This window comes from Microtetraspora fusca (assembly GCF_001570365.1).
GTDB lineage: Bacteria > Actinomycetota > Actinomycetes > Streptosporangiales > Streptosporangiaceae > Microtetraspora > Microtetraspora fusca.
In genome coordinates this window covers 192,591-210,439 of record NZ_BBYK01000050.1, presented here as the reverse complement: position 1 = coordinate 210,439, position 17,849 = coordinate 192,591, and the positions used below count along the sequence as shown (strand labels likewise).

Here is a 17,849-nt window from a genome sequence, read left to right as displayed (position 1 = left end):
TTACACATCCATGGCCAACCGCGCCTACCTGCGACGGCGCGGCATCAAAGCCACCATCCCGAGCAAGGCCGACCAGGACGCCAGCCGCCGTGCCAAAGGGTCCAAGGGCGGCCGACCACCCGCCTTCGCCCCTGAGATCTACAAGCGGCGCCACGCTGTCGAATGTGGCATCAACCGGCTCAAACGCCACCGCGCTGTCGCCACGCGATACGACAAACTCGCCGTGCGCTACGAAGCCACTATCCTCATCGCCGCGATCAACGAATGGCTCTGACCGACTTCGATACAGGCCCTAGCCGACCCGAGCCTGGTGATGCTGGACACCCAAAGCGTGCACGCGGCGGCCGAGGTGCCGTCGGAAACGACGGGCCGGGACGCGGGTAAGAAAGTGCCCGGGCGCAAGCGCGGCCTGGCCGTGGATGTGCTGGGCCTGGTCATCGCGGTGGTGGCGCTGGCAGCCTCAGCGCACGAGAACACCGCCGGGATCGCCCTGCTGGACCGGGTCGCCGCCGCCACACCGCCCGGCAGCGTGCGTACGGCGCTGGTCGACCAGGGTTTCAAGAACGCCGTCGTCACCCACGGCGCCACGCTCGGCATCGCCGTGGAGATCGTCGAACGAAACCCCGCGGACAAGGGGTTCGTCCCCCAGCCCAAGCGGTGGGTGGTGGAACAGACCTACGGCATCCTCGCCCTGCACCGCCGGCTGGTCCGCGACTACGAACACTGCCCCGCCAGCTCCGAATCGCGTGTGTACTGGGCGATGAGCGACGTGATGGCCCGCCGGTTGACCGGCACCTCCAGCACCTCCTGGCGCGGCGCATGACCGGCCACGAGGCGAGCAGACCGCTGCTGGACAAGATCGACGCGCGCGAAGCTGCCCTGACCTGCGAGGCCGAACAGACACGCGCCCGGATTGACGAGCTCACCGCGAGGCTGCACGAACTCGACGAGGCGATCGATCACCTGCAGATCACCCGCAAGACCCTCGTCTTGCTCGCCAGCGAAGACGACACCGAGCCGGCCGCACCACCTCCCGCGCTGCCCGGCCATCCCGCCTACCAGCAGATTCTGACCGTCTTCGCCGACGTCGACCGACCTTTGCGCGCTCGCGACCTGTGTCAGGCCCTGGACCTGCCCATCGTGTCGAAGAACACCGAGAACATCCGCTCCAAGCTCAAACGCCTGGTCAGCCGCGGCATCCTCGTCGAGACCGAGCCGGGCTTGTTCACTTAGCCACGCCCGTAGCCCAGCAGCCGCCCCCTGACCAGCCCGCCTCTTCCAACCCCAGCGACGAAAGCGACATCAACTGACGAACCGCCCTCTTAGAACCGCCTCTCAGAAACGTCCGGGTTGTATGAGGGGGTTTGAAGTAACGACGGTCGGCTTCAGTGGTGGCTGAGGTGCTGCGCGTTGGGCCAGATTCCGTCTGGGGGCATGTCCAGCCGGTCGGTCATCGACTGGCGCCATTCAGGAGTCGTCGATGGCTCGCCCCAGTAGTCGGTGACACGAATGGCCTTGCCGTCTCGAAGTTCCGCGATACTGACGTTCCGGTACAGGCGGCCGTCGCCGTAGTTGCAGGTCCACTCGACCACAATGACGTCGTCGTCGAGACACAGGCGGCGGCCGACTTCAAGGGTGAGTTCGGGGAAGTTGCCCTCGACCTCCCCGACCAGCTTGCTGGTGCGTACTACTTCACCCATCTGCGGCCACTGGCGTTCGACATCGGGCGCGAGAGGCACTCCGAGGACATAGGCCAGACGAGTACTGCCGTTCGACTCAGCAACTGGCTTACTCATGACATCCCTCCCTCCAGATCTGACGGAGGCGAAGCTCTCCACCCATTATCAGGACAGCTCAGTGGCCTGGTTCTCCGACCGGCGGCAGTGCGGAGGCGGCGGACGTCCAGGGAGGTGGACCGCGCTTGAGTCGAACTGGCGGCCGTGTCGCAGGATCCACCCCGGGCACGCGCCCGGCGCACGAGTAGGCCCATTCCATCGACCGTCAGTGCCCCGTCGGGGCAATGGGCGCCATGCGCGGCCACCCCCGGGCCGATGTCGACCCCGGCGGGTTGCCGCGACTTCCCCGCCCACTCTGCGAGCCTCCTGCGCCTCCCCCAGGCGTGATCGAGCTGTGGACAGTGGACGACGCGGCCCGAGAGCTGCACCCCGTCATGACGCCGGCCAGGGCACCAGCGCCCTGCGCGCTGAAGGCACGTTATGAGCTCTCGGTAAGCAGTTCCGCTGGGGCCTGTGCGGAGTTCGGATCTTCAGGCGGGTTGAAGGCTTCGGATCCACAAGATGGCTCCGCGTAGATGAAGGCCGGCCAGATAGCTTTCGGGGGTCTTGTCGAAGCGGAAGGCCAGCCCACGCCAGTCCTTGATCCGGTTGATACAGCGCTCAACCGTGTTGCGCTGCTTGTAGAGATCTGGGGCATGGCTGACCGGGCGGCCACCATGGGAGCCGCGTTTCTTGCGGTTGGCCGCCTGGTCCGCCTTCTCGGGGATCATCGCCCGGATATGGCGTCGGCGCAGGTAGGCGCGGTTGGCGCGAGAGGAGTACGCCTTATCGGCGGCCACCGCGTCCGGGCGGGTACGCGGGCGCCCGACGCGGATGCGGACCTTGATGCGGGCCAGCACGGCGTGAAACTGCGGGCTGTCTCCGGCCTGGCCCGGGGTGAGGACGCAAGACAGCGGACGGCAGCGCCGGTCGGCGGACAGGTGGACCTTGCTGGTCAGCCCACCCCGTGAGCGGCCCAGCGCGGCTGCTGTCAGCCGGATCCGGCGCCGCAGTCGTAATCGCCGCCGTTCGCCTTGGTCCTCGTCCCCATCTTCGCTGTCTTGGGGTTTTGTCCCTTTGGTGCAGCCCCTTTTCCTGTTCGGCGGCCTCCACCAGCGCCGTGACCAGCTCGCCGTCCAGGGCCATCCCGGCGGCGTGGTGGTGGGCACGCATCGTGGTGGAGTCCACGCTGACCAGGCCGAGGTCAGCCTGCCCCAGGGCCGCGGCTTCGGCGATAACGGTCTGCATCAGGTGCTCGAAGACACCCGCCGTCGCCCAGGAGCGGAACCTGTCGTAGACGGTGGACCACGGCCCGTACTCGGCGGGCAGATTCCGCCACGGGCTGCCGGTGCGAAACCGCCACATCACGGCGTTGAACTGCTGTCGCAGGTTCGGGATCGGGCCTCGCTCACCCAGGGGCAGGTGAGGCTCAATCAAGGGCCATTCCTCGTCGGTGAGATCTCCACGCGCCATGGCGATGGCCTATCAGCATCAGAGACCGAAGCGCAGGCGAATCCTTCTGATCTCAACTCCGTACAGGCTCTAATACAGCCTTCGGTTGCCCAACACAGCAAACGGAACAGATCCGTCCTGACCTCGACAGCCTCATACAGCCGAACACAACCAACGGCAGCAAACGCTACTGTCAGCGGACTTCAAAACCGACGAGGTCGAGGATCTCGGCCTGGCGGGTTCGATTCCCGTCCGCCTCCGCTACCAGGTGAAATATGGAGATATTCGCTTTTTTGATCTTGAGAAACCGCGTCAGGTGATCGGGGTTGAGTGGGGAGATGTGAACAAAATGTGAACAGCGCGTCATGATCTTGCTTTGGCTGTGTCGCTCCGTTGCGGAAGGAAGGCGACCACCCTCTCTGCCGCCTCGTCGAGTACGGCTTGTCGGACGTGCTGATATAGGTCCCGGGTAATCGTGGTCGTCGAGTGTCCAAGCTGCGTCGATACGATCTTCACGTCCAGGCCCGCTTCCAGGCCGAGCTACGACAAGACCCGCAGATGCTCGGCGCGCGGGTGATCACTCCGACGTGGCTGGAACGACGGCCGCGCGGCGGGCGCGAGCGTCGAGCACCGGCCCGCCCGGCGGGTAGGCCGGGTTCTTCCCTACTTTCCCGCGCTCGGCGGCACGCAACTGCTTGACCTCGGCGCGCAACTCCGTGACCTGCCTGTCCAGCTCGGCCCGCCGGGTGCTCTCCGCCTGCAGCTCTACCATGCCGCCCAGAGCATAACGCCATAGCAATATTAATCTTAGACAAGATAACTCCTGAGTCATAGCGTCGGAGGTGCGAGAAGCCAGATTTCACTGCAAAAGGAAGGGTTGGGGTATCGATGCCTACGCAACGCGGGGTAGATGAAGCCAAGATCCGCCAGCTGGTCGACAAGATCGTCGAAGGGCTCCAAGGCAAGGATCTCGAGGGTCTGAAGCGGCTTTACGCGACGGACATCGTGTCCTTCGACGTCGAGCCGCCGCTCCAGCACGTGGGGATCGAGGCGAAGCTCAAGAACTGGGCGCCCGTGTTCACGTTCTTCGAGAGTGTGACTTATGAGGTTCGCGACCTGACGCTCACCGTGGGCGATGATGTGGCGTTCGGGCACGCGTTCGCTCGTCTCAGCGGCACGCTGAAGAACGGGACGGCGACGAGCGGTATGTGGGTCAGAGTCACGTACTGCCTCCAGAAGATCGACGGCACGTGGTTGATCGTGCACGACCAGGTCTCGGTGCCGCTCGACATCTCCAGCGGCAAGGGAGTTGTCGACCTTGAGCCCTGATCCCGCCACCCCACTCCCGCCTGCGCCGCGTCGCCGCGGCACCACATCCACGGAGGAAACCATGACCCTCGTCCCCGCGACCGTCGAGATCCCGGGCTATCTGGTCGGCACCTGGAAAGCCGATCCGGTGCACTCTGAGATCGCTTTCACTGTCCGTCATCTCATGATCAGCAAGACGCGTGGCCGGTTCACCAGCTACGACGTCACGATCGTCACGAGCGAGGACCTGCTGGGCTCGTCGGTGGCCGCGACGATCGACCTCGCCTCCATCGACACCGGCCACGAAATGCGTGACAACCACCTTCGCAGCGCCGACTACCTCGAGATCGAGAAGTACCCGACGATGAGCTACCGCTCGACCGGCATCCGCCAGACCGGCGACGGTTGGGCCAGCGATGGTGAGCTGACGTTGCACGGCGTCACGCGGCAGGTACCGCTGGCCGTCGAGGTGAACGGGTTGGGCCCGGACCAGTGGGGTGCACAGCGGGCCGGCTTCTCCGCGACCGCAGAGATCAACCGGCGCGACTTCGGCATCGACATCAGCACCCCGATGGAGGCCGGTGGCGTCGTGGTCGGCGACAAGGTGTCGATCAGCCTCGAGATCCAGGCCGTTCTCCAGAAGTGACCCGACCCGGACGGGCAGCCCCCAAGGCCCCATCCATCGATCGGGCGGTGTCCCCGATTCCGCGGTTCGACCAAGCGGGATCGGGACACCGCCACTCTGGCCCAGCGCCTCGCCGAGCTTTGGAGGATTGCCATGAGCGCCGACCCCGGCATCGTCATCATCGGAGCGAGCCTGGCCGGCGCGAAGGCCGCCCAGGCCCTGCGACTCGACCACGGCTACGACGGGCCGATCACCCTCGTCGGCGACGAACCCCACCTGCCGTACCAGCGCTCCGCCCTGTCCAAGGGCTATCTCCTGGGCACCACCGGGCCCGCTGATCTCGACGTCCTGAAGCCGCAGTTCTACGCCGACCAGGACATCACGCTGGCACTCGGCGCCCCCGCCACCGCCCTCGACCTGGACGCCCGGCGGGTACGGCTGGCCGACTGCACCGAGTTCCCCTTCACCCAGGTGCTGATCGCCACTGGCGCCCGCCCGCGCCGCCTCCAGGTGCCGGGCGCCGATCTCGACGGCGTCCGCTACCTGCGCAACCGCGACGACAGCGAACACCTGGCCACGGCCCTACGCGCGGCCGGCAATGTCGTCGTCATCGGCGCCGGCTGGCTCGGCTCAGAACTCGCGGCCGCCAGTCGTACTTTCGGCAACCACACCACCGTCATCGACCCCCTGCCCACACCGCTCTACCACGTGCTGGGCGATGGGATCGGCGGCCTCATCGCCCGCCGCCACCACGACCACGGCGTGAACCTGCTCCTCGGCGACGGTGTTGAGGCCATCCTCGGGACACGCTCGGTCGAAGCCGTCCAGACCATCACCGGACGGACGATCCCCGCCGACCTCGTCATCGTCGGCGTCGGCGCCACCCCCAACACCGAACTCGCCCAGGCGGCCGGGCTATGCGTCGACGGCGGCATCCTCACCGACGGGCACCTGCGCACCTCACACCCGGTCGCCGTGGCAGCCGGCGACGTCGCCCGCCACCATCACCCGCGCTACCTGAACCCCGTACGGATCGAACATTGGGACAACGCCGTCATCCACGGCACCGCCGCCGCGGCCACCCTGCTCGGCAAGCCCACGACCATCGACCACGTCCCCTACTTCTTCTCCACCCAGTACGGCTCCACCCTCGAATACCTCGGACTCCCCACCACCTGGGACCGCATCATCACCCGCGGCGAGCAAACCACTCCGGGATTCACCGCCATCTGGCTGGACCGCGGCATCCCCGTGGCCGCACTGACCATCGACAACCGGGGCGCCGCCGATCACCTGCGCACCCTCATCGCCACCGCGCACCCCGTCGACCCGCAACAACTCGCCGACCCCGACACACCCTTGCTGGACCTCCTGCCGACGCGCCGAGCCGTACCTTGTGAGGCCATTTCGTACGGCAGGCCAAGGAGGCCAAACCCGGGCCAGGGCAGCGCGAGCACCACTCACGCGCCCCGGCCAGCCAACGCTTGAGGCGGGGCACGGCAGGCGTGTCGATCATGTGCACGCCCGCGGCTGTGCCACCCGCCTGACGGTCGCCACGGGAGTCTCCGACCTCATCCCGACCGAGATGCTCCTGAGGTCACCGTGGACCAGGCGATGGCCGCGCTGATCACACTCGGCGCGGCACCGGTGGTCAACCCTGAGCTCCGAGCTCCGCTCCGACGGACCTGCCGCTGAGGGCCCTTGAGCTCGCCGCCCTCACTCTGCCGACCTCGACCCGTCGACTCGCCTCCCCGAGTTCGTTGAGGGCTGGGGACGACGGTGGGCAATGACGAGCTCGCCGTCGCCGTGCGCCTCAACGCGCTGGTGCATGGCCTGGCCGGCCTTGTACTTCTCCGCCCCCGCACTCAGGCCGACCACCATGGGCGCATCGCCCTGGTGACGGCATTTCCGCGGCCAACATGCCACGATGCCATGACCTCACCCAGCACGGCTGCAACGTCCGTGAGGAGCGCTGCGGACGCCGCACGCTGCCACGACCTCCGCCGGTGTCTGCTGTGAACCTACGTGACAGGCTGGAGCTGGAGGCTGCTCTCTCGGCTGCGAGCCCGTCAGCGGCTACCGACGGCGGCGGACTGGTCGCCACCGCGCACCACCCGATCGAAGTGGTGAGCGGATCACGCCTCACATCGTTGACGTCGCCGGCAGGACACCGAGAACGTGACGATCATGAAGAGCGTCCTCAGCGCTTCTCCTGCGGTTCGCCGGTGATCCAGTCCCAGTTGGCGATCGTGGTGCGCAGCAGGCGGGCGGCGGTGGATAGGTGGCTGCCGGCGCCCCAGTACAGGGTGACCGCGCGTCGGCAGTCAGGGCTGTCGACGGGGACCCAGGCGGCGGGGACCCGCGTGGAGCTGGTCCGGGCGAAGGAGGGGACGAGACCGATGCCGAGCCCCACGCTGATCAGGGCCGCGATGGCGCTGAGCTCGTCGACCTCGCAGACGATCTTCGGGGTACGGTCTCGTGCGGCGAAGAGCCGGTCCAGGAGGCGGCGTTGCCAGTGCCCTTTGCGGGCGCTGACGAAGGGCTGGCCGGTGAGCTCGTCGATGGTCACCGACGTACGGCTCGCCAGCGGATGGTCGAGCGGCGTGGCCACACCGACCGCCTCATCAAGCAGTTGGACCGCCTCCAGGCCCTCAGCGGAGATCGGCTGGGACGCGACGCACAGGTCGACGTCCTGGGCCCGCAGGTGACGGCCCATGTCCTCGGCCGCCATCCAGCGGAGTTCGACCTCAATGGTCGGGTGAGCTCGCTTGAAGGCCGCCAGCGGCCCGGTGAGCGTGAGGAAGGTCTCCGATGCCAGCCGTACGGTGCCCACACCCTCGCTGACGGCCTCGGCGACGGCGCGCCGCCCCGCATCCAGCTCGCCCAGGGAGCGTTCGACGTAATCGCGGAAGAGCTTGCCCGCGTCATTCAGCCGCAGCCGGCCGCTCCGGTCGAACAGCGGTGTGCGCAGCTCGCTCTCCAGCCGGGCGATGGTGCGGCTCAGTGACGGCTGGGCGACGCGAAGCTCCTCGGCCGCGCCGCTGAGGTGTTCCAGCCGCGCCACCACCAGGAACTGCCTGAGCGAGTTCAACTCCATCATGCCTCCAGATACATAACACTCCAGCGATATCAATCTTAGATAAAATAACCTGTGAGCCATATTATCTGGATCTCTTCGCACATCGAGTGCGGAGGATCCCTCATGGTCGGCATCACAGGGGCGACCAAGCAGGAGGAGGATCTGCGGTCGCGGATGTCCAACCTCCTGTGTTCGTCCCCGAGATGGCAGGAGTCGCCGAGAGCCTGCACAAGGCCATCCGGAACGGTGCTATTCCGCAGCATCAGCCTGCCGCAGAGGGGGTAACCCTCACTCGTGGTGGGCCGCCTGGAGGAGGGCGGCCGGTGGAAGGTCGTGCACCTGCCCGCGATCGCCGACCCCAAGTTCGGGCCCGGCCCGCTCGGCCGTGCCCCTGGTGACCCGCTGCCGCACCCGAAGATCCCGACGAAGGACCGAACGGCACTGCTCGCGTGGTGGGACGACATGAAACGCACGTCGATCGTGCGGGACTGGCACGCGCTCGGCCAGGGCGACCCCCAACCGCGGAGGGTGCGCTGGTGTCGGAGGAACTGCTGCGGCTCATCCGCGACCTGGGCGACGGCATCGTGCCGCAGAAGACCGCGGTCGCGATCGACCCGTCCGGCGGCGGCCGCGACACCGCCGGCGTCATCGGCGGCTTCCTCGGCGACGACAACCGGGTGTGGATCACCACGACCGGTCCGGCGTCATGTCGTCGACGGAGTGGTCGACCGCCGCGTGCCGGCTCGCGTACGAGACCGACGCCGCCGTCATCTTCGTGGAGACGAACTACGGCGGCGACATGTGCGAGCTCGCGATCCGCACCGCGTGGGAGGCGCTCCAGAAGGAAGGCGAGATCTCGGAGAAGAAGCTGCCGCCGCTCGTGAAGTCCGTGCGGGTGAAGCAGGGGAAGCTGCTGCGGGCGGAGCCGATCGCGCAGCAGATGATCCTCGTCCGGGTCCGGCTGCGGGGGATGTTCACCGACCTGGAACGCGAGTGGGCGATGTGAATGCCGACCGACCCGTTCAGCCCCGGCCGGATCGACGCGTCCGTCTACCTCGTGTACGGGCTGATGCCCGTGCCGGGCGCGAGCGCGGTCATGCACGCGCCGCTGCCGCAGCAACCCTCCGGCAGCGGCCGGCCAGGGGGAGGGGGAGCGGCCGCGAGCTACACCCGCCGTATCGGTGGCCGGTAGAAGGACTGCGGGAGAGGCTGCTTCTACGCACGCTCTCCTGTCCGTAGAAGCAGCCGCAGGGCGGTTCGCCGTTGTATCAGTCCGTCGGGTGGTCCGTCGCGGGGTTCTCGTTGAGGCGCTGGCACTCCTCATAGACGGCGAGCGCCTCAGCGGCCGCCTTCTCGTGGCTCCAGCCCTGACTGCGGAGCTGGTTGTAGTTGTTGTTGTAGATCTGATAGCACTCGGCCTGGGCGGCAGCCTGGGCGGGAACGGTAGCGGGGACTATCCACGCGGCGGCCAGTATCGAGGCGATGACGAGGCGACGTGCGTGACGCATGATGATCCTTCCTATTACTTGGTTCCCCAGCCGCCCGAATGGCACGCGGGACCGTTCGGGCCGGTGGTGCACGAGCCGCCTTCGGTCGCCTGGGCCGGCAGGGACAGTGCCCCCACGAAAGCCGCGGCCAACAGCGCGACGGTGAATGCGGGACGAAGACGGGTCACATGGACTCCTGCGGTGAGGTCGCGGCGTACGCGAGGTGCGGGTCCTGCATCTGTGGCGGCCACCGGATGCCCCGATAATCTCCGACGCCGCACTGCCGATTGTTGGCCAGTGACATCGATCCGGACTCCTCTCAGAGGATGATCCTCCGCGGCCTAAGGGAGGACTCGTCTCCGGCCTAAGGGAGGACGGCACCCGCTTTACTGCGGGCACCGGCCCGGCTTCGTCATGCCGCGCTCTTCATCTTTCCTGGGCCGGCTCGATCACGGAGTGCCGCTCGCGCCGAGCAGGGAACGCGGTCATGCACGCGCCGCTGCCGCAGCAGCCATCCGGCGGAGGCCGGCCAGCGGGAGGGGGCGCGGCCGCGAGCTACACCCGCCGAATCGGCGGCCGGTAACGAACCCTCCCGCCCGGCCGGTGCGCGAAGATCAAGTCATGAGTGAACACGCCCGGCCCGACTACAGCTCCATGAGGGGCAAGGCTGTCACCGCCTGGTCGTTCGTTTCCGCACGAGCACCGCGTGCGGGAGATGACGAAGCTGGAGATGTCACCCCCGGCCGTGGAGATCCTTCGCGGGGCCGTCCGGTGAGCCGGATCTAGGTGATCGCCGGTCCGGGCTGAGCCGTCCGTGCTGGTTTGCGGATGCGCCGGGAGGCTGGCTGAAGGTGTGAACGAGCCCGATCACAGCCGTCACCGTTGACGACGAGATCGTCACGGTTACGCCTGGGGCTCTCCGGTCGGCTTGGGATCGAAGCTCACCTTCGGCGTCGGGCTAACCGGCGGAGCGCTCGGTGTCGGGCTGGGGTTGCCGGGTGTGGGTGTGGGGTTGTTTGTGCTGGGGGTGGGGCTGGGGTTGCCGGGTGTGGCGGCGGGTGTGGGTGTGGGGTTGTTTGTGCTGGGGGTAGGGCTAGGGTTACCCGCTGTCGCGGTGGGCGCGAGGCTGACCGACGCGGTGGCAGCGCGGGCGGCACCTACGCCGACCAGTCCACCCGCGGAGATAGTGAAAAACGCAGCCAGAGCGAGCAGAGCCCCGGACCGGGCGATCGTCTTGGTGTGCATGAGCACAGCGTGGACCCGTCCCCTTGGAGATCACTTGTGGCGGGCGGCGGCCTCCGCCATGACGGCCTGGGCCACGTACGGCGCGAGCTGCTGCGCCAGCGCAGCCTTCGCGGTGCGCGTTTCGGGTTCCTCGAGCGCGCGGCCGTCGGTGGCTTCGACAGCCCGGCGGGCCGGCTCGCCAAGCAGATCCGCGGCGAGCAGCAGCACCAGGCCGACATGCGGGCTCCCCCCGCCGCGCCGGTCGAGGTCGTCCAGGACCTCACCCGCGGCCGCGCTCCCGATGCCGGCGACGGTAGCGATGCGCCGGACCAGGACCGACGCCGCCCTCGCCCTCATCGGACGTTGGAGGTCTCCCGATGGGGCGGTCCCGGTCGAAGCACGCACGATCGGGATCGCTCGCGGCCGACAGGAACCGGCCCGGAAATCGATTGCCCACGGCGGATGCGTTACCTAGCATCGCCGGATGGACGAAAAGTTGATCATTCGCCGATATCGGCCTACCGACGAGGCCGTGGTCGTCGATCTGTGGTCACGCGCCGCGAAACTCGCCCACCCTTTCGTCGAGGGTGAGGGGGAAGGCGAGCGGGCGCGGCGGCTGCGCGAGGAGTACTTGATCAAGGCGGACAACTGGGTCGCCGAGTGTCAGGGAGAAGCCGCTGAGGCGCCGCAAGGCGTCGTCGGCCTGCTCGGGTTGCTCGGATCGGAGATCGGCGGCCTGTTCGTCGCTCCCGAGGCGCAGGGGCGAGGTGTCGGCCGTGCCCTGGTAGAGCACGCAGCGGCGTTGCACGGCACGGTGACGCTGGAGGTGTACGAGGGCAACAGCCGCGGCCGCGGCTTCTACAGTCACATGGGCTTCGAAGAGTTCGGACGGCGGGTGGATGAGGAGACCGGCCACATCCTGATCGCGCTACGCCGTACGGCGGCCGGGGACGGCGAGCCGGAGGCGCGGAGCCATCCCGCCTGACCTGTTCCTCTTCGAGATTCATTGCGTGCGCCGGATCGAGCCGGCCCTGCTCGGTCAGCGCCTTGGCCAGCGTGTTCCTCTGCGGCGGTTGCCGCGAAGTAGCAGGACCAGCGAGCTGGAAGTCCACCGGTGATCCCGCTGTGGCCGTGCCCGTCTTCGAGCAAGACCCACAGCGGGCGTGATGGGCGACGGGTGGGTGAACTACTCGGGTCGGACGCCTGGCAGACCTGTCGGAGTTGATCCCGGGTCGGGATCGTGTTCGTTGTTCTTGGGAGAACACCGCCACAGGTATTGGCGGCTGCGGTGGTGCGCCCCCAGTATGTTGCGGGGTTGCCAGCGGGCAACCGAATATTCGGTGATCTCCTCCGAGGCCCCTGACCGGCCCTGATGGAACACCCTGCCAACGATTATGAACGGCCGTTGGCGGCCCGGCCCTTCACGAAGTTCCACGCCGTCTCGGCGGCCGCGTCATGGATCGCCTGCCGAACGTTCGAGTACGTGTCGTAGGTGGATGCTCGTCCGCGTGACCGAGCTGGGTAGAGACGGTCTTCACGTTGGGGCCGGACTCGGGCGCGAGCGTCGCCGCGGTGTGCCGCGCCTCGTGAAGTTTGATCACGGGAAGGCCGGCCGCGCGGGCGAGCCGCTTGAACTCTTCGGTCACCCGCTCCGGCGACACGGGGCTCCCGTCCGGGTTCGCGCCCGCACCTGGCTCCACTCGCCCTTGGCCGCCGGGTCGAGATGAGCGCCACCCGGGCCGGCGTCCGCCGGTTGGAGGAGCGGCTCGCCGCGATCGAGGTGTTGCTGCGTGACCGCGGCGCTTCTCGGCGGCACCCCTGAACCGGGACGGTCACCTGGAGGCCGGGCCGCTCCAGACCTCGGCGTCGGCGAGGAACGCGTGCGTCGTGTCCCCCGTCACCGGGACGCCGCCGACAGCCAGTGTGCCCGCCGGGCAGGGCATGTAGACGTTGGTCAGCAGATGCGCGACCCCGCCGAGGTTGAAGTCCTCGACCCGGCAGGAGCGCCGCTCCAGCGGGGGGCCGTCGATGGTCATGGTCACGTCGGCCGCCGACGCCCGCAGGCCGGTGGTGAGGTCCAGTTCCATGTCCACCGGCGCGACGGTGACCTCGGGTTCGGGCCAGGGCAGGCCCGCCACCTCGGGGAAGTGCCGGGTGAATTCCTCGGCCAGCCAGCGGGCCAGCGCCGGGTCGGGGCCCAGCGCCCTGGTGCGGCCCTCGTGCCACAGCACGACCGCCCTGCCGCTCCCGGCCTGCGACCAGTCGGCGCGCCAGACGGAGGCGAACGCCACGCGCCGCCCTCCGTCGGACACCGTCAGGCCGGGGTTGGCGCCGATCAGCCGAATCGACATCGATGCTTCGTCCTCCCGCGTTCGGTCAGGAGCCGCCCGGTGCAGCGGCCGACGACCGGGCGGTGATCGGCCGGGCGGCCTCAAGGACGGTACAACGGCCAGCCCGCGCGCGGGAGGCCCAGCGCGAGCTGAATGCCGTCAGTTCAGAGCAGCACGTGTGGGAGTCAGCGAGGGGATGGCTCGATTATGAGGCCGATCCGCGCCCTTGGGTGGCACGCGGGTAGCACAAGGTCCGAACAAGGCCGTATCCAGCCAACGACGGCAAACGGGTGATTTTCCTTCTGATCTGCGCAACTGCACCTGGCCAATCACAGCCGACGGCTACCAATTCGACCGGAGCGGTCTTCAAAACCGGCGAGGTCGAGGATCTCGGCCTGGCGGGTTCGATTCCCGTCCGCCTCCGCTACCAGGAAATACAAAAGCGGATGTGATCGTGCGGGCCGGGTCTGACAGGTAGAGCGCGACGGCGTCGGCTTTGAACTCAGGCGGGTAGACCTTCATGACCATCAGGAACTCCTTGATCTCCAGATCTCCATGATCTGGCACTCAAGGTGTCCACATGTCGGAGGGAGGGCCCGGGGACCAAAATCCGGCGCTACGGAGCGATTGTGCTCTGAGCGCCGGATCCGGTTTCGGAGCGTCGACAGCAGCCTTGGCTTCGTCTCAGGGCCGGGTTTGTGTCACCGCGCGCTGCGTGAACCGCTCCGGGTCTGCTGGAGGCTCGAGACCATCGTCGGGTGATCCGGGAAGGTACCCCCCTTCCCGGCGATCCACAGGTTTCGATCATTGCTCGCGCGTTCGCCGGGATGCGCTTCGGGCCATAGCCGGTAGGACATCAGACGGTGTCGAAATCCCGTCGACAAGGCTGTTGCCGGCCACCTATGTTGAAGATCATGGCAGATAACCCCGTTGTGGCTCAGTGCGACTGCGGTGCAGTTGCCGGCCCGCTGGGCGTATGCGCGGACTATTACCATGCAATCCTCTCGGAAGAGCAGGCCGATCCTCGGATGTACAGGTGGCACGCGCCTGTGGTCTGTGCATATCTCCTGCAGCATCCTGCCAGAGCTCACGAGAAGTACCTTGACGGTCAGTTCCGCCAGCTACAGCTCTACCTGGACAAGGGTCTTGACGCGCTGCTTCGCGTAGCCGCTCATCAGATCGCGCGGAACAAGCACAGGGCACGGTCGAGCTACGACATGATGCCGTTGGCGGCATACGAACCGCTCCCGCCGGGCGGACCTCCCCGGCACTTCCGCGCTACGTTCTGCGGGTTGCCGTTCAGAGACGGCAGCTTCGTGTCCGATGGTCATCTGACATACGGGCACCGCATCGAGACCATCGCCGAAGCGACTGTGGAGTCCTGGAGATCTATCCAGGCCTGATACTCGAAGGCGGCGGCGGGACCTACCCTTCAGCCGATGACGGCGCCGGCGAGCTTGGCCGGCTCGCCCTCTGTGGCGCCGGGAACCGGATCATCTCCGGGGTCTGCCGACAGACGATCAGCCATTGGTCGCTACGACGCCCCCGCTCGACCGTCTATGGCCACCTCAACCGCGACACAATCCCCCGACAGCCGAAGAGGGGCACATCAGTACGACGGTGACCCGCAGCGTCCTACCGCTGATTTCCGTTCCGACACTCCCAAGGGCGGGTTGGGGGTGTTCCTGACGGTCCTCGCGCACAAGGCTGAAAGCGCCGGTCGCGAGCTGATCGCAGTCGATCCCGCCAACACTTCTCACACGTGCGCCCGCTGCGCGATGGAGAACCGCGTCGCCCAGGCCGAGTTCGCCTGTAGGGCGTGCGGGCATACCGCGCACGCCGACGTGAACGCGGCGATCAACATCCTCAGGGCAGGGCTTGCCCTTCGCAAGGCTGCGGAAGCTACTCAGCGAGAAGCCGCTCCCTTCAGGGAGCGGCGGAGTCACGGCGGTGTGTACCGTGATGATCACCCCTCTGCTCGACCTGCTCCCCGGCTTCCGGAACGCATGACGGCGGCCAGCGAGCTCACCGACCGACAGGATGGCATCCTTGCCCCCTTCCACACCGATCACCACCCCCCTCGGCCCCTTCGCCGACCGGTCGATCAGCGACCTCGCCGCGGATCTGCGGACGGGCCGGACCACCGCGACAGACCTCGTTCGTGACGCGCTCGACGCCGTCACCCGGCTTGATCCGCTCGTGAACGCGTTCGTGACCGTGGCCGCCGACCAGTCGCTGGCCGCGGCCCGGGAGGCGGACCGGGAACTCGCCGACGGCGTCGACCGGGGCCCGCTGCACGGTATCCCGGTCGCCGTCAAGGACCTCATCATGGTCGCGGGCCGGTCCGTGACCATGGGATCACGGCACTTCGCCGACCATGTGCCCGCCTCCGACGCCGCGTGTGTGCGGCACCTTCGGACGGCGGGCGCGATCGTGGTCGGCCAGACCACCACCCACGAGTTCGCCTACGGACCTACGGGGGATCGTTCGGCCAACGGACCCTCCCGCAACCCGCACGACCCCGAGCGGATGACGGGCGGGTCCAGCGCCGGAAGCGCCGCCGCGGTGGCGGCGGGCATGGTTCCCCTCGCTCTCGGCACCGACACCGGAGGTTCCGTCCGGATACCGGCCGCGCTGTGCGGGATCGCGGGTTTCAAGCCCGCGTACGGCAGGATCCCGGCCGACGGCGTCTTCCCCCTGTCAGAGACGCTGGACCACGTCGGCCTGCTCGCCCGGGACGCGGAGGACTGCCGGATCGCGTACCAGGTCCTCGTTCCGGACGGCCTGCGACCGGCTGGGCGGGAGCCTCGGGTCGCCTGGCTCGACACCGGCGCCCTGTCCCCCTGCGACCCCCGCGTTCTGAGCTCGGTCCGCGCGGCGCTGGAGGCCGGGATCAACCCGGTCGGCGAACTCTCCATCCCCCCGCGCGTCGTGCAGGACCTCCGTGAGGCGTTCACCGCCATCCAGAGCGGCGAGGCGGCGGCCGTGCACGCGGGTCGCATGGCGGAGACGCCCGACCTGTTCGACCCTGAAGTCCTCGAACGCCTCCGGGGAGCCGCCGCCGTGCCGGCCTGGCGGTACGTCCGGGCGCTGCGCAGACGCCCTCTGCTCGCCGAGGCCGTCGATGGGTTGTTCGAGCGCCACGACGTCCTCGCGCTGCCGACCGTGCCGCTCACCGCGCCCTTCCTCGGCCAGCGGGAGACCGAACTGGACGGCACGTCCGTGCGCGTACGGGATGCCCTGCTCGCGTTCACCAGCCTGTGGAACCTGCTGGGCCTGCCCGCGCTCACGGTCCCGGCCGGGACGGTCGACGGCCTCCCCACCGGGCTGCAGTTCCTCTGCCGGGCCGGAGAGGAACGGCTGCTCTTCGATGCGGCCGCCCGCATCGCCCCCCGTTCTGATCGGCAAGGCCCTTCCACCGGAGAGGACGGATGAGCGCTTAGAGGAGCCGAGCCAGGCCGTCGGCGGCGCGTCCCACGCCGCCGACGGGGCCGGCGTGGGTGATCACGTCAGGCGGGTTTCCCGCCCCTGGTCACGGTCGCGCTGCGGGACTGGCACGCGCTCGGCCAGGGCGACCCCAACCGGCCGAAGGTGCGCTGGTGTCGGGGGAGCTGCTGCGGCTCATCCGCGGGAAGCCGCTGGGGGGCCGAGCCGATCGCCGCTGCCGCAGCAGCCGACCGGCAGCGGCCGCCGATCGGGCGGGGCGCGGCCGGCTGCTACACTCGCCGCCTCGGCGGCCGGTAGAGCAGTGGGCGGGCCGATGCTCGGCCTGGTCAGCCGCTCCTCGACGGCTTCTCCTGGCCGGATTGCGAGGCGGTACCGCGGAGCTGGTCGACTTGCTGCTGGAGGTCGACAACGAGCCGGTACAGGGCCTGGACGGCGACGAGCGTTACCCCGTTGGCGTCGACCGCTGGGATGCGGGTGTCCGGCTGGCCGAAGTCGAACGCGGCCTTCCAGTCCTGCGCCATCGGCCCCAGATGCCGCACCCCATCGGGCTCCCACTCGTACCGCCATGTGCTGATGGGTAGTTCGGCGACCTTGGCGAGGATCTCGTAGCCGTTGACAGCGCCGGCGCCTGCTTGGGGTGAAGCGTCGTCTCGATGGTCATGGAGCGGCTGCGCAGCCGGCCGGTGGTGTCGATTGCGCAGCCGCATGAGCCTCGACAGGTTCAAGATCAGCGGTCCCACTGCACGGTGACGATGTCGCGTTTGATGTTCCGGTCGCTGAAGAGAAGGGTGCCGAGAGGTATCCACTGGATAGTCGCGCCGGTGTCGCCAATTACCTGGGGGGCGGTGTACGCCCAGCCGGTGTCGGCGCTGGCAGCGGCCGCGGTAGCCGCGATTGTGCCTGCGGTGACGACCGCGGACGTGGCGAAGAGTCGGATGATCCTGCGCATTGCGCCCTCCTGAGAGACCAACAGATCGGACACGAAGAGTACATGAGAGATTCCGATGTGTATCCGATTTCTGATGTGCCGATCCAGGCGCGATGAGCGACGGCAGCGGCGTGCACACCACCGCCGTCGCCGAGTGGCTGCGTGCCACCATCGAGAGCGACTAGAACGATCCG

The 17,849-nt window shown here is 68.1% G+C and carries 22 protein-coding genes, 1 tRNA gene and 1 pseudogene; 13 read left to right on the top strand and 11 right to left on the bottom strand.

Annotation, left to right across the window (positions count from 1 at the left end; genetic code table 11):
- The 3 genes from AWQ68_RS20935 to AWQ68_RS20925 form a co-directional block, all read left to right on the top strand.
- Positions 1-274, top strand: a 274-nt coding sequence (locus AWQ68_RS20935; protein WP_157545539.1) for a transposase, incomplete at its 5' end; no start/stop codon positions are given.
- Between the two features lie 36 nt (positions 275-310).
- A complete protein-coding gene (locus AWQ68_RS20930; RefSeq protein WP_373281535.1) occupies positions 311-823 on the top strand; it encodes a transposase in 513 nt (170 codons plus the stop codon).
- The gene (locus tag AWQ68_RS20925) at positions 820-1,233 is read left to right on the top strand and encodes a hypothetical protein (RefSeq protein WP_066942676.1); all 414 of its coding nucleotides are present in this window, start codon (positions 820-822) and stop codon (positions 1,231-1,233) included. Before AWQ68_RS20930 ends, AWQ68_RS20925 begins: the two co-directional genes overlap by 4 nt.
- A 152-nt stretch (positions 1,234-1,385) precedes the next feature.
- Here AWQ68_RS20925 and AWQ68_RS20920 read toward each other — a convergent pair whose 3' ends face one another.
- From AWQ68_RS20920 to AWQ68_RS20910, 3 genes and pseudogenes are all read right to left on the bottom strand, one after another.
- Positions 1,386-1,796: a nuclear transport factor 2 family protein gene (locus AWQ68_RS20920; protein WP_157545537.1), complete on the bottom strand. Its 411-nt coding sequence runs from the start codon at positions 1,794-1,796 to the stop codon at positions 1,386-1,388.
- Between the two features lie 470 nt (positions 1,797-2,266).
- A pseudogene (locus tag AWQ68_RS41120) lies at positions 2,267-3,248 on the bottom strand (IS5 family transposase).
- 556 nt (positions 3,249-3,804) lie between these two features.
- Complete coding sequence (locus AWQ68_RS20910; RefSeq protein WP_157545535.1) at positions 3,805-3,999, bottom strand: hypothetical protein; 195 nt, start codon at positions 3,997-3,999, stop codon at positions 3,805-3,807.
- A gap of 116 nt (positions 4,000-4,115) precedes the next feature.
- Between AWQ68_RS20910 and AWQ68_RS20905 the strand changes: the two genes are divergently transcribed.
- The 3 genes from AWQ68_RS20905 (at position 4,116) to AWQ68_RS20895 (ending at position 6,648) form a co-directional block, all read left to right on the top strand.
- Entirely contained in the window at positions 4,116-4,556 is a 441-nt protein-coding gene (locus tag AWQ68_RS20905) for a YybH family protein (RefSeq protein WP_066942668.1), read from the top strand.
- A gap of 61 nt (positions 4,557-4,617) precedes the next feature.
- The gene (locus AWQ68_RS20900; RefSeq protein WP_066942666.1) at positions 4,618-5,181 is read left to right on the top strand and encodes a YceI family protein; all 564 of its coding nucleotides are present in this window, start codon (positions 4,618-4,620) and stop codon (positions 5,179-5,181) included.
- Positions 5,182-5,313: 132 nt separating this feature from the next.
- Positions 5,314-6,648 carry an NAD(P)/FAD-dependent oxidoreductase gene (locus tag AWQ68_RS20895; protein ID WP_066942664.1) on the top strand — a complete coding sequence of 445 codons (1,335 nt, stop codon included), beginning with the start codon at positions 5,314-5,316 and terminating at the stop codon, positions 6,646-6,648.
- A gap of 712 nt (positions 6,649-7,360) precedes the next feature.
- On the opposite strand, the gene AWQ68_RS20890 is transcribed toward AWQ68_RS20895, so the two are convergent.
- The gene (locus tag AWQ68_RS20890) at positions 7,361-8,260 is read right to left on the bottom strand and encodes a LysR family transcriptional regulator (protein ID WP_245656015.1); all 900 of its coding nucleotides are present in this window, start codon (positions 8,258-8,260) and stop codon (positions 7,361-7,363) included.
- A gap of 267 nt (positions 8,261-8,527) precedes the next feature.
- Positions 8,528-8,650, bottom strand: coding sequence for a hypothetical protein (locus AWQ68_RS45755; protein ID WP_281217700.1), 123 nt, complete (start codon positions 8,648-8,650; stop codon positions 8,528-8,530).
- A gap of 268 nt (positions 8,651-8,918) precedes the next feature.
- Here AWQ68_RS45755 and AWQ68_RS43995 point away from each other — a divergent pair, with 268 nt between their 5' ends.
- Positions 8,919-9,245, top strand: coding sequence for a hypothetical protein (locus tag AWQ68_RS43995; RefSeq protein ID WP_066942660.1), 327 nt, complete (start codon positions 8,919-8,921; stop codon positions 9,243-9,245).
- Positions 9,246-9,431, top strand: coding sequence for a hypothetical protein (locus AWQ68_RS43990; protein ID WP_066942658.1), 186 nt, complete (start codon positions 9,246-9,248; stop codon positions 9,429-9,431). It begins immediately after the preceding gene.
- A 76-nt stretch (positions 9,432-9,507) separates the two neighbouring features.
- On the opposite strand, the gene AWQ68_RS20870 is transcribed toward AWQ68_RS43990, so the two are convergent.
- Together AWQ68_RS20870 and AWQ68_RS20865 are read right to left on the bottom strand one after the other, a co-directional pair.
- Positions 9,508-9,747, bottom strand: a complete 240-nt coding sequence (locus AWQ68_RS20870) for a hypothetical protein (protein WP_066942656.1) — start codon at positions 9,745-9,747, stop codon at positions 9,508-9,510.
- A gap of 1,254 nt (positions 9,748-11,001) precedes the next feature.
- Positions 11,002-11,307, bottom strand: a complete 306-nt coding sequence (locus tag AWQ68_RS20865; RefSeq protein ID WP_066942654.1) for a hypothetical protein — start codon at positions 11,305-11,307, stop codon at positions 11,002-11,004.
- Positions 11,308-11,434: 127 nt separating this feature from the next.
- On the opposite strand from AWQ68_RS20865, the gene AWQ68_RS20860 reads away from it, so the two are divergent.
- Entirely contained in the window at positions 11,435-11,935 is a 501-nt protein-coding gene (locus AWQ68_RS20860; protein ID WP_066942652.1) for a GNAT family N-acetyltransferase, read from the top strand.
- Between the two features lie 436 nt (positions 11,936-12,371).
- Here the strand turns inward: AWQ68_RS20860 and AWQ68_RS46215 are convergent, their stop codons facing one another.
- Both AWQ68_RS46215 and AWQ68_RS20855 read right to left on the bottom strand, forming a co-directional pair.
- On the bottom strand, positions 12,372-12,611 hold the full coding sequence (locus tag AWQ68_RS46215) for a tyrosine-type recombinase/integrase (RefSeq protein WP_169808956.1): 240 nt from the start codon (positions 12,609-12,611) through the stop codon (positions 12,372-12,374).
- Positions 12,612-12,782: 171 nt separating this feature from the next.
- Entirely contained in the window at positions 12,783-13,301 is a 519-nt protein-coding gene (locus AWQ68_RS20855) for a hypothetical protein (protein ID WP_066942650.1), read from the bottom strand.
- Between the two features lie 319 nt (positions 13,302-13,620).
- On the opposite strand from AWQ68_RS20855, the gene AWQ68_RS42630 reads away from it, so the two are divergent.
- The 4 genes from AWQ68_RS42630 (at position 13,621) to AWQ68_RS20845 (ending at position 16,715) form a co-directional block, all read left to right on the top strand.
- Positions 13,621-13,698, top strand: a tRNA-Sec gene (locus AWQ68_RS42630).
- A gap of 496 nt (positions 13,699-14,194) precedes the next feature.
- Complete coding sequence (locus AWQ68_RS20850) at positions 14,195-14,683, top strand: DUF5946 family protein (protein ID WP_157545533.1); 489 nt, start codon at positions 14,195-14,197, stop codon at positions 14,681-14,683.
- A 36-nt stretch (positions 14,684-14,719) separates the two neighbouring features.
- Positions 14,720-15,445 (top strand): zinc ribbon domain-containing protein, encoded by a 726-nt coding sequence (locus AWQ68_RS45985; protein ID WP_306306811.1) that lies wholly within the window; start codon positions 14,720-14,722, stop codon positions 15,443-15,445.
- Positions 15,330-16,715, top strand: a complete 1,386-nt coding sequence (locus AWQ68_RS20845; protein ID WP_245656014.1) for an amidase — start codon at positions 15,330-15,332, stop codon at positions 16,713-16,715. Before AWQ68_RS45985 ends, AWQ68_RS20845 begins: the two co-directional genes overlap by 116 nt.
- Before the next feature lie 338 nt (positions 16,716-17,053).
- Here AWQ68_RS20845 and AWQ68_RS20840 read toward each other — a convergent pair whose 3' ends face one another.
- The gene (locus AWQ68_RS20840) at positions 17,054-17,467 is read right to left on the bottom strand and encodes a tail fiber domain-containing protein (protein ID WP_157545531.1); all 414 of its coding nucleotides are present in this window, start codon (positions 17,465-17,467) and stop codon (positions 17,054-17,056) included.
- Positions 17,455-17,676, bottom strand: coding sequence for a hypothetical protein (locus AWQ68_RS20835; protein WP_066942644.1), 222 nt, complete (start codon positions 17,674-17,676; stop codon positions 17,455-17,457). The genes AWQ68_RS20840 and AWQ68_RS20835 overlap by 13 nt, the downstream gene beginning before the upstream one ends.
- Between the last annotated feature and the right edge of the window lie 173 nt (positions 17,677-17,849).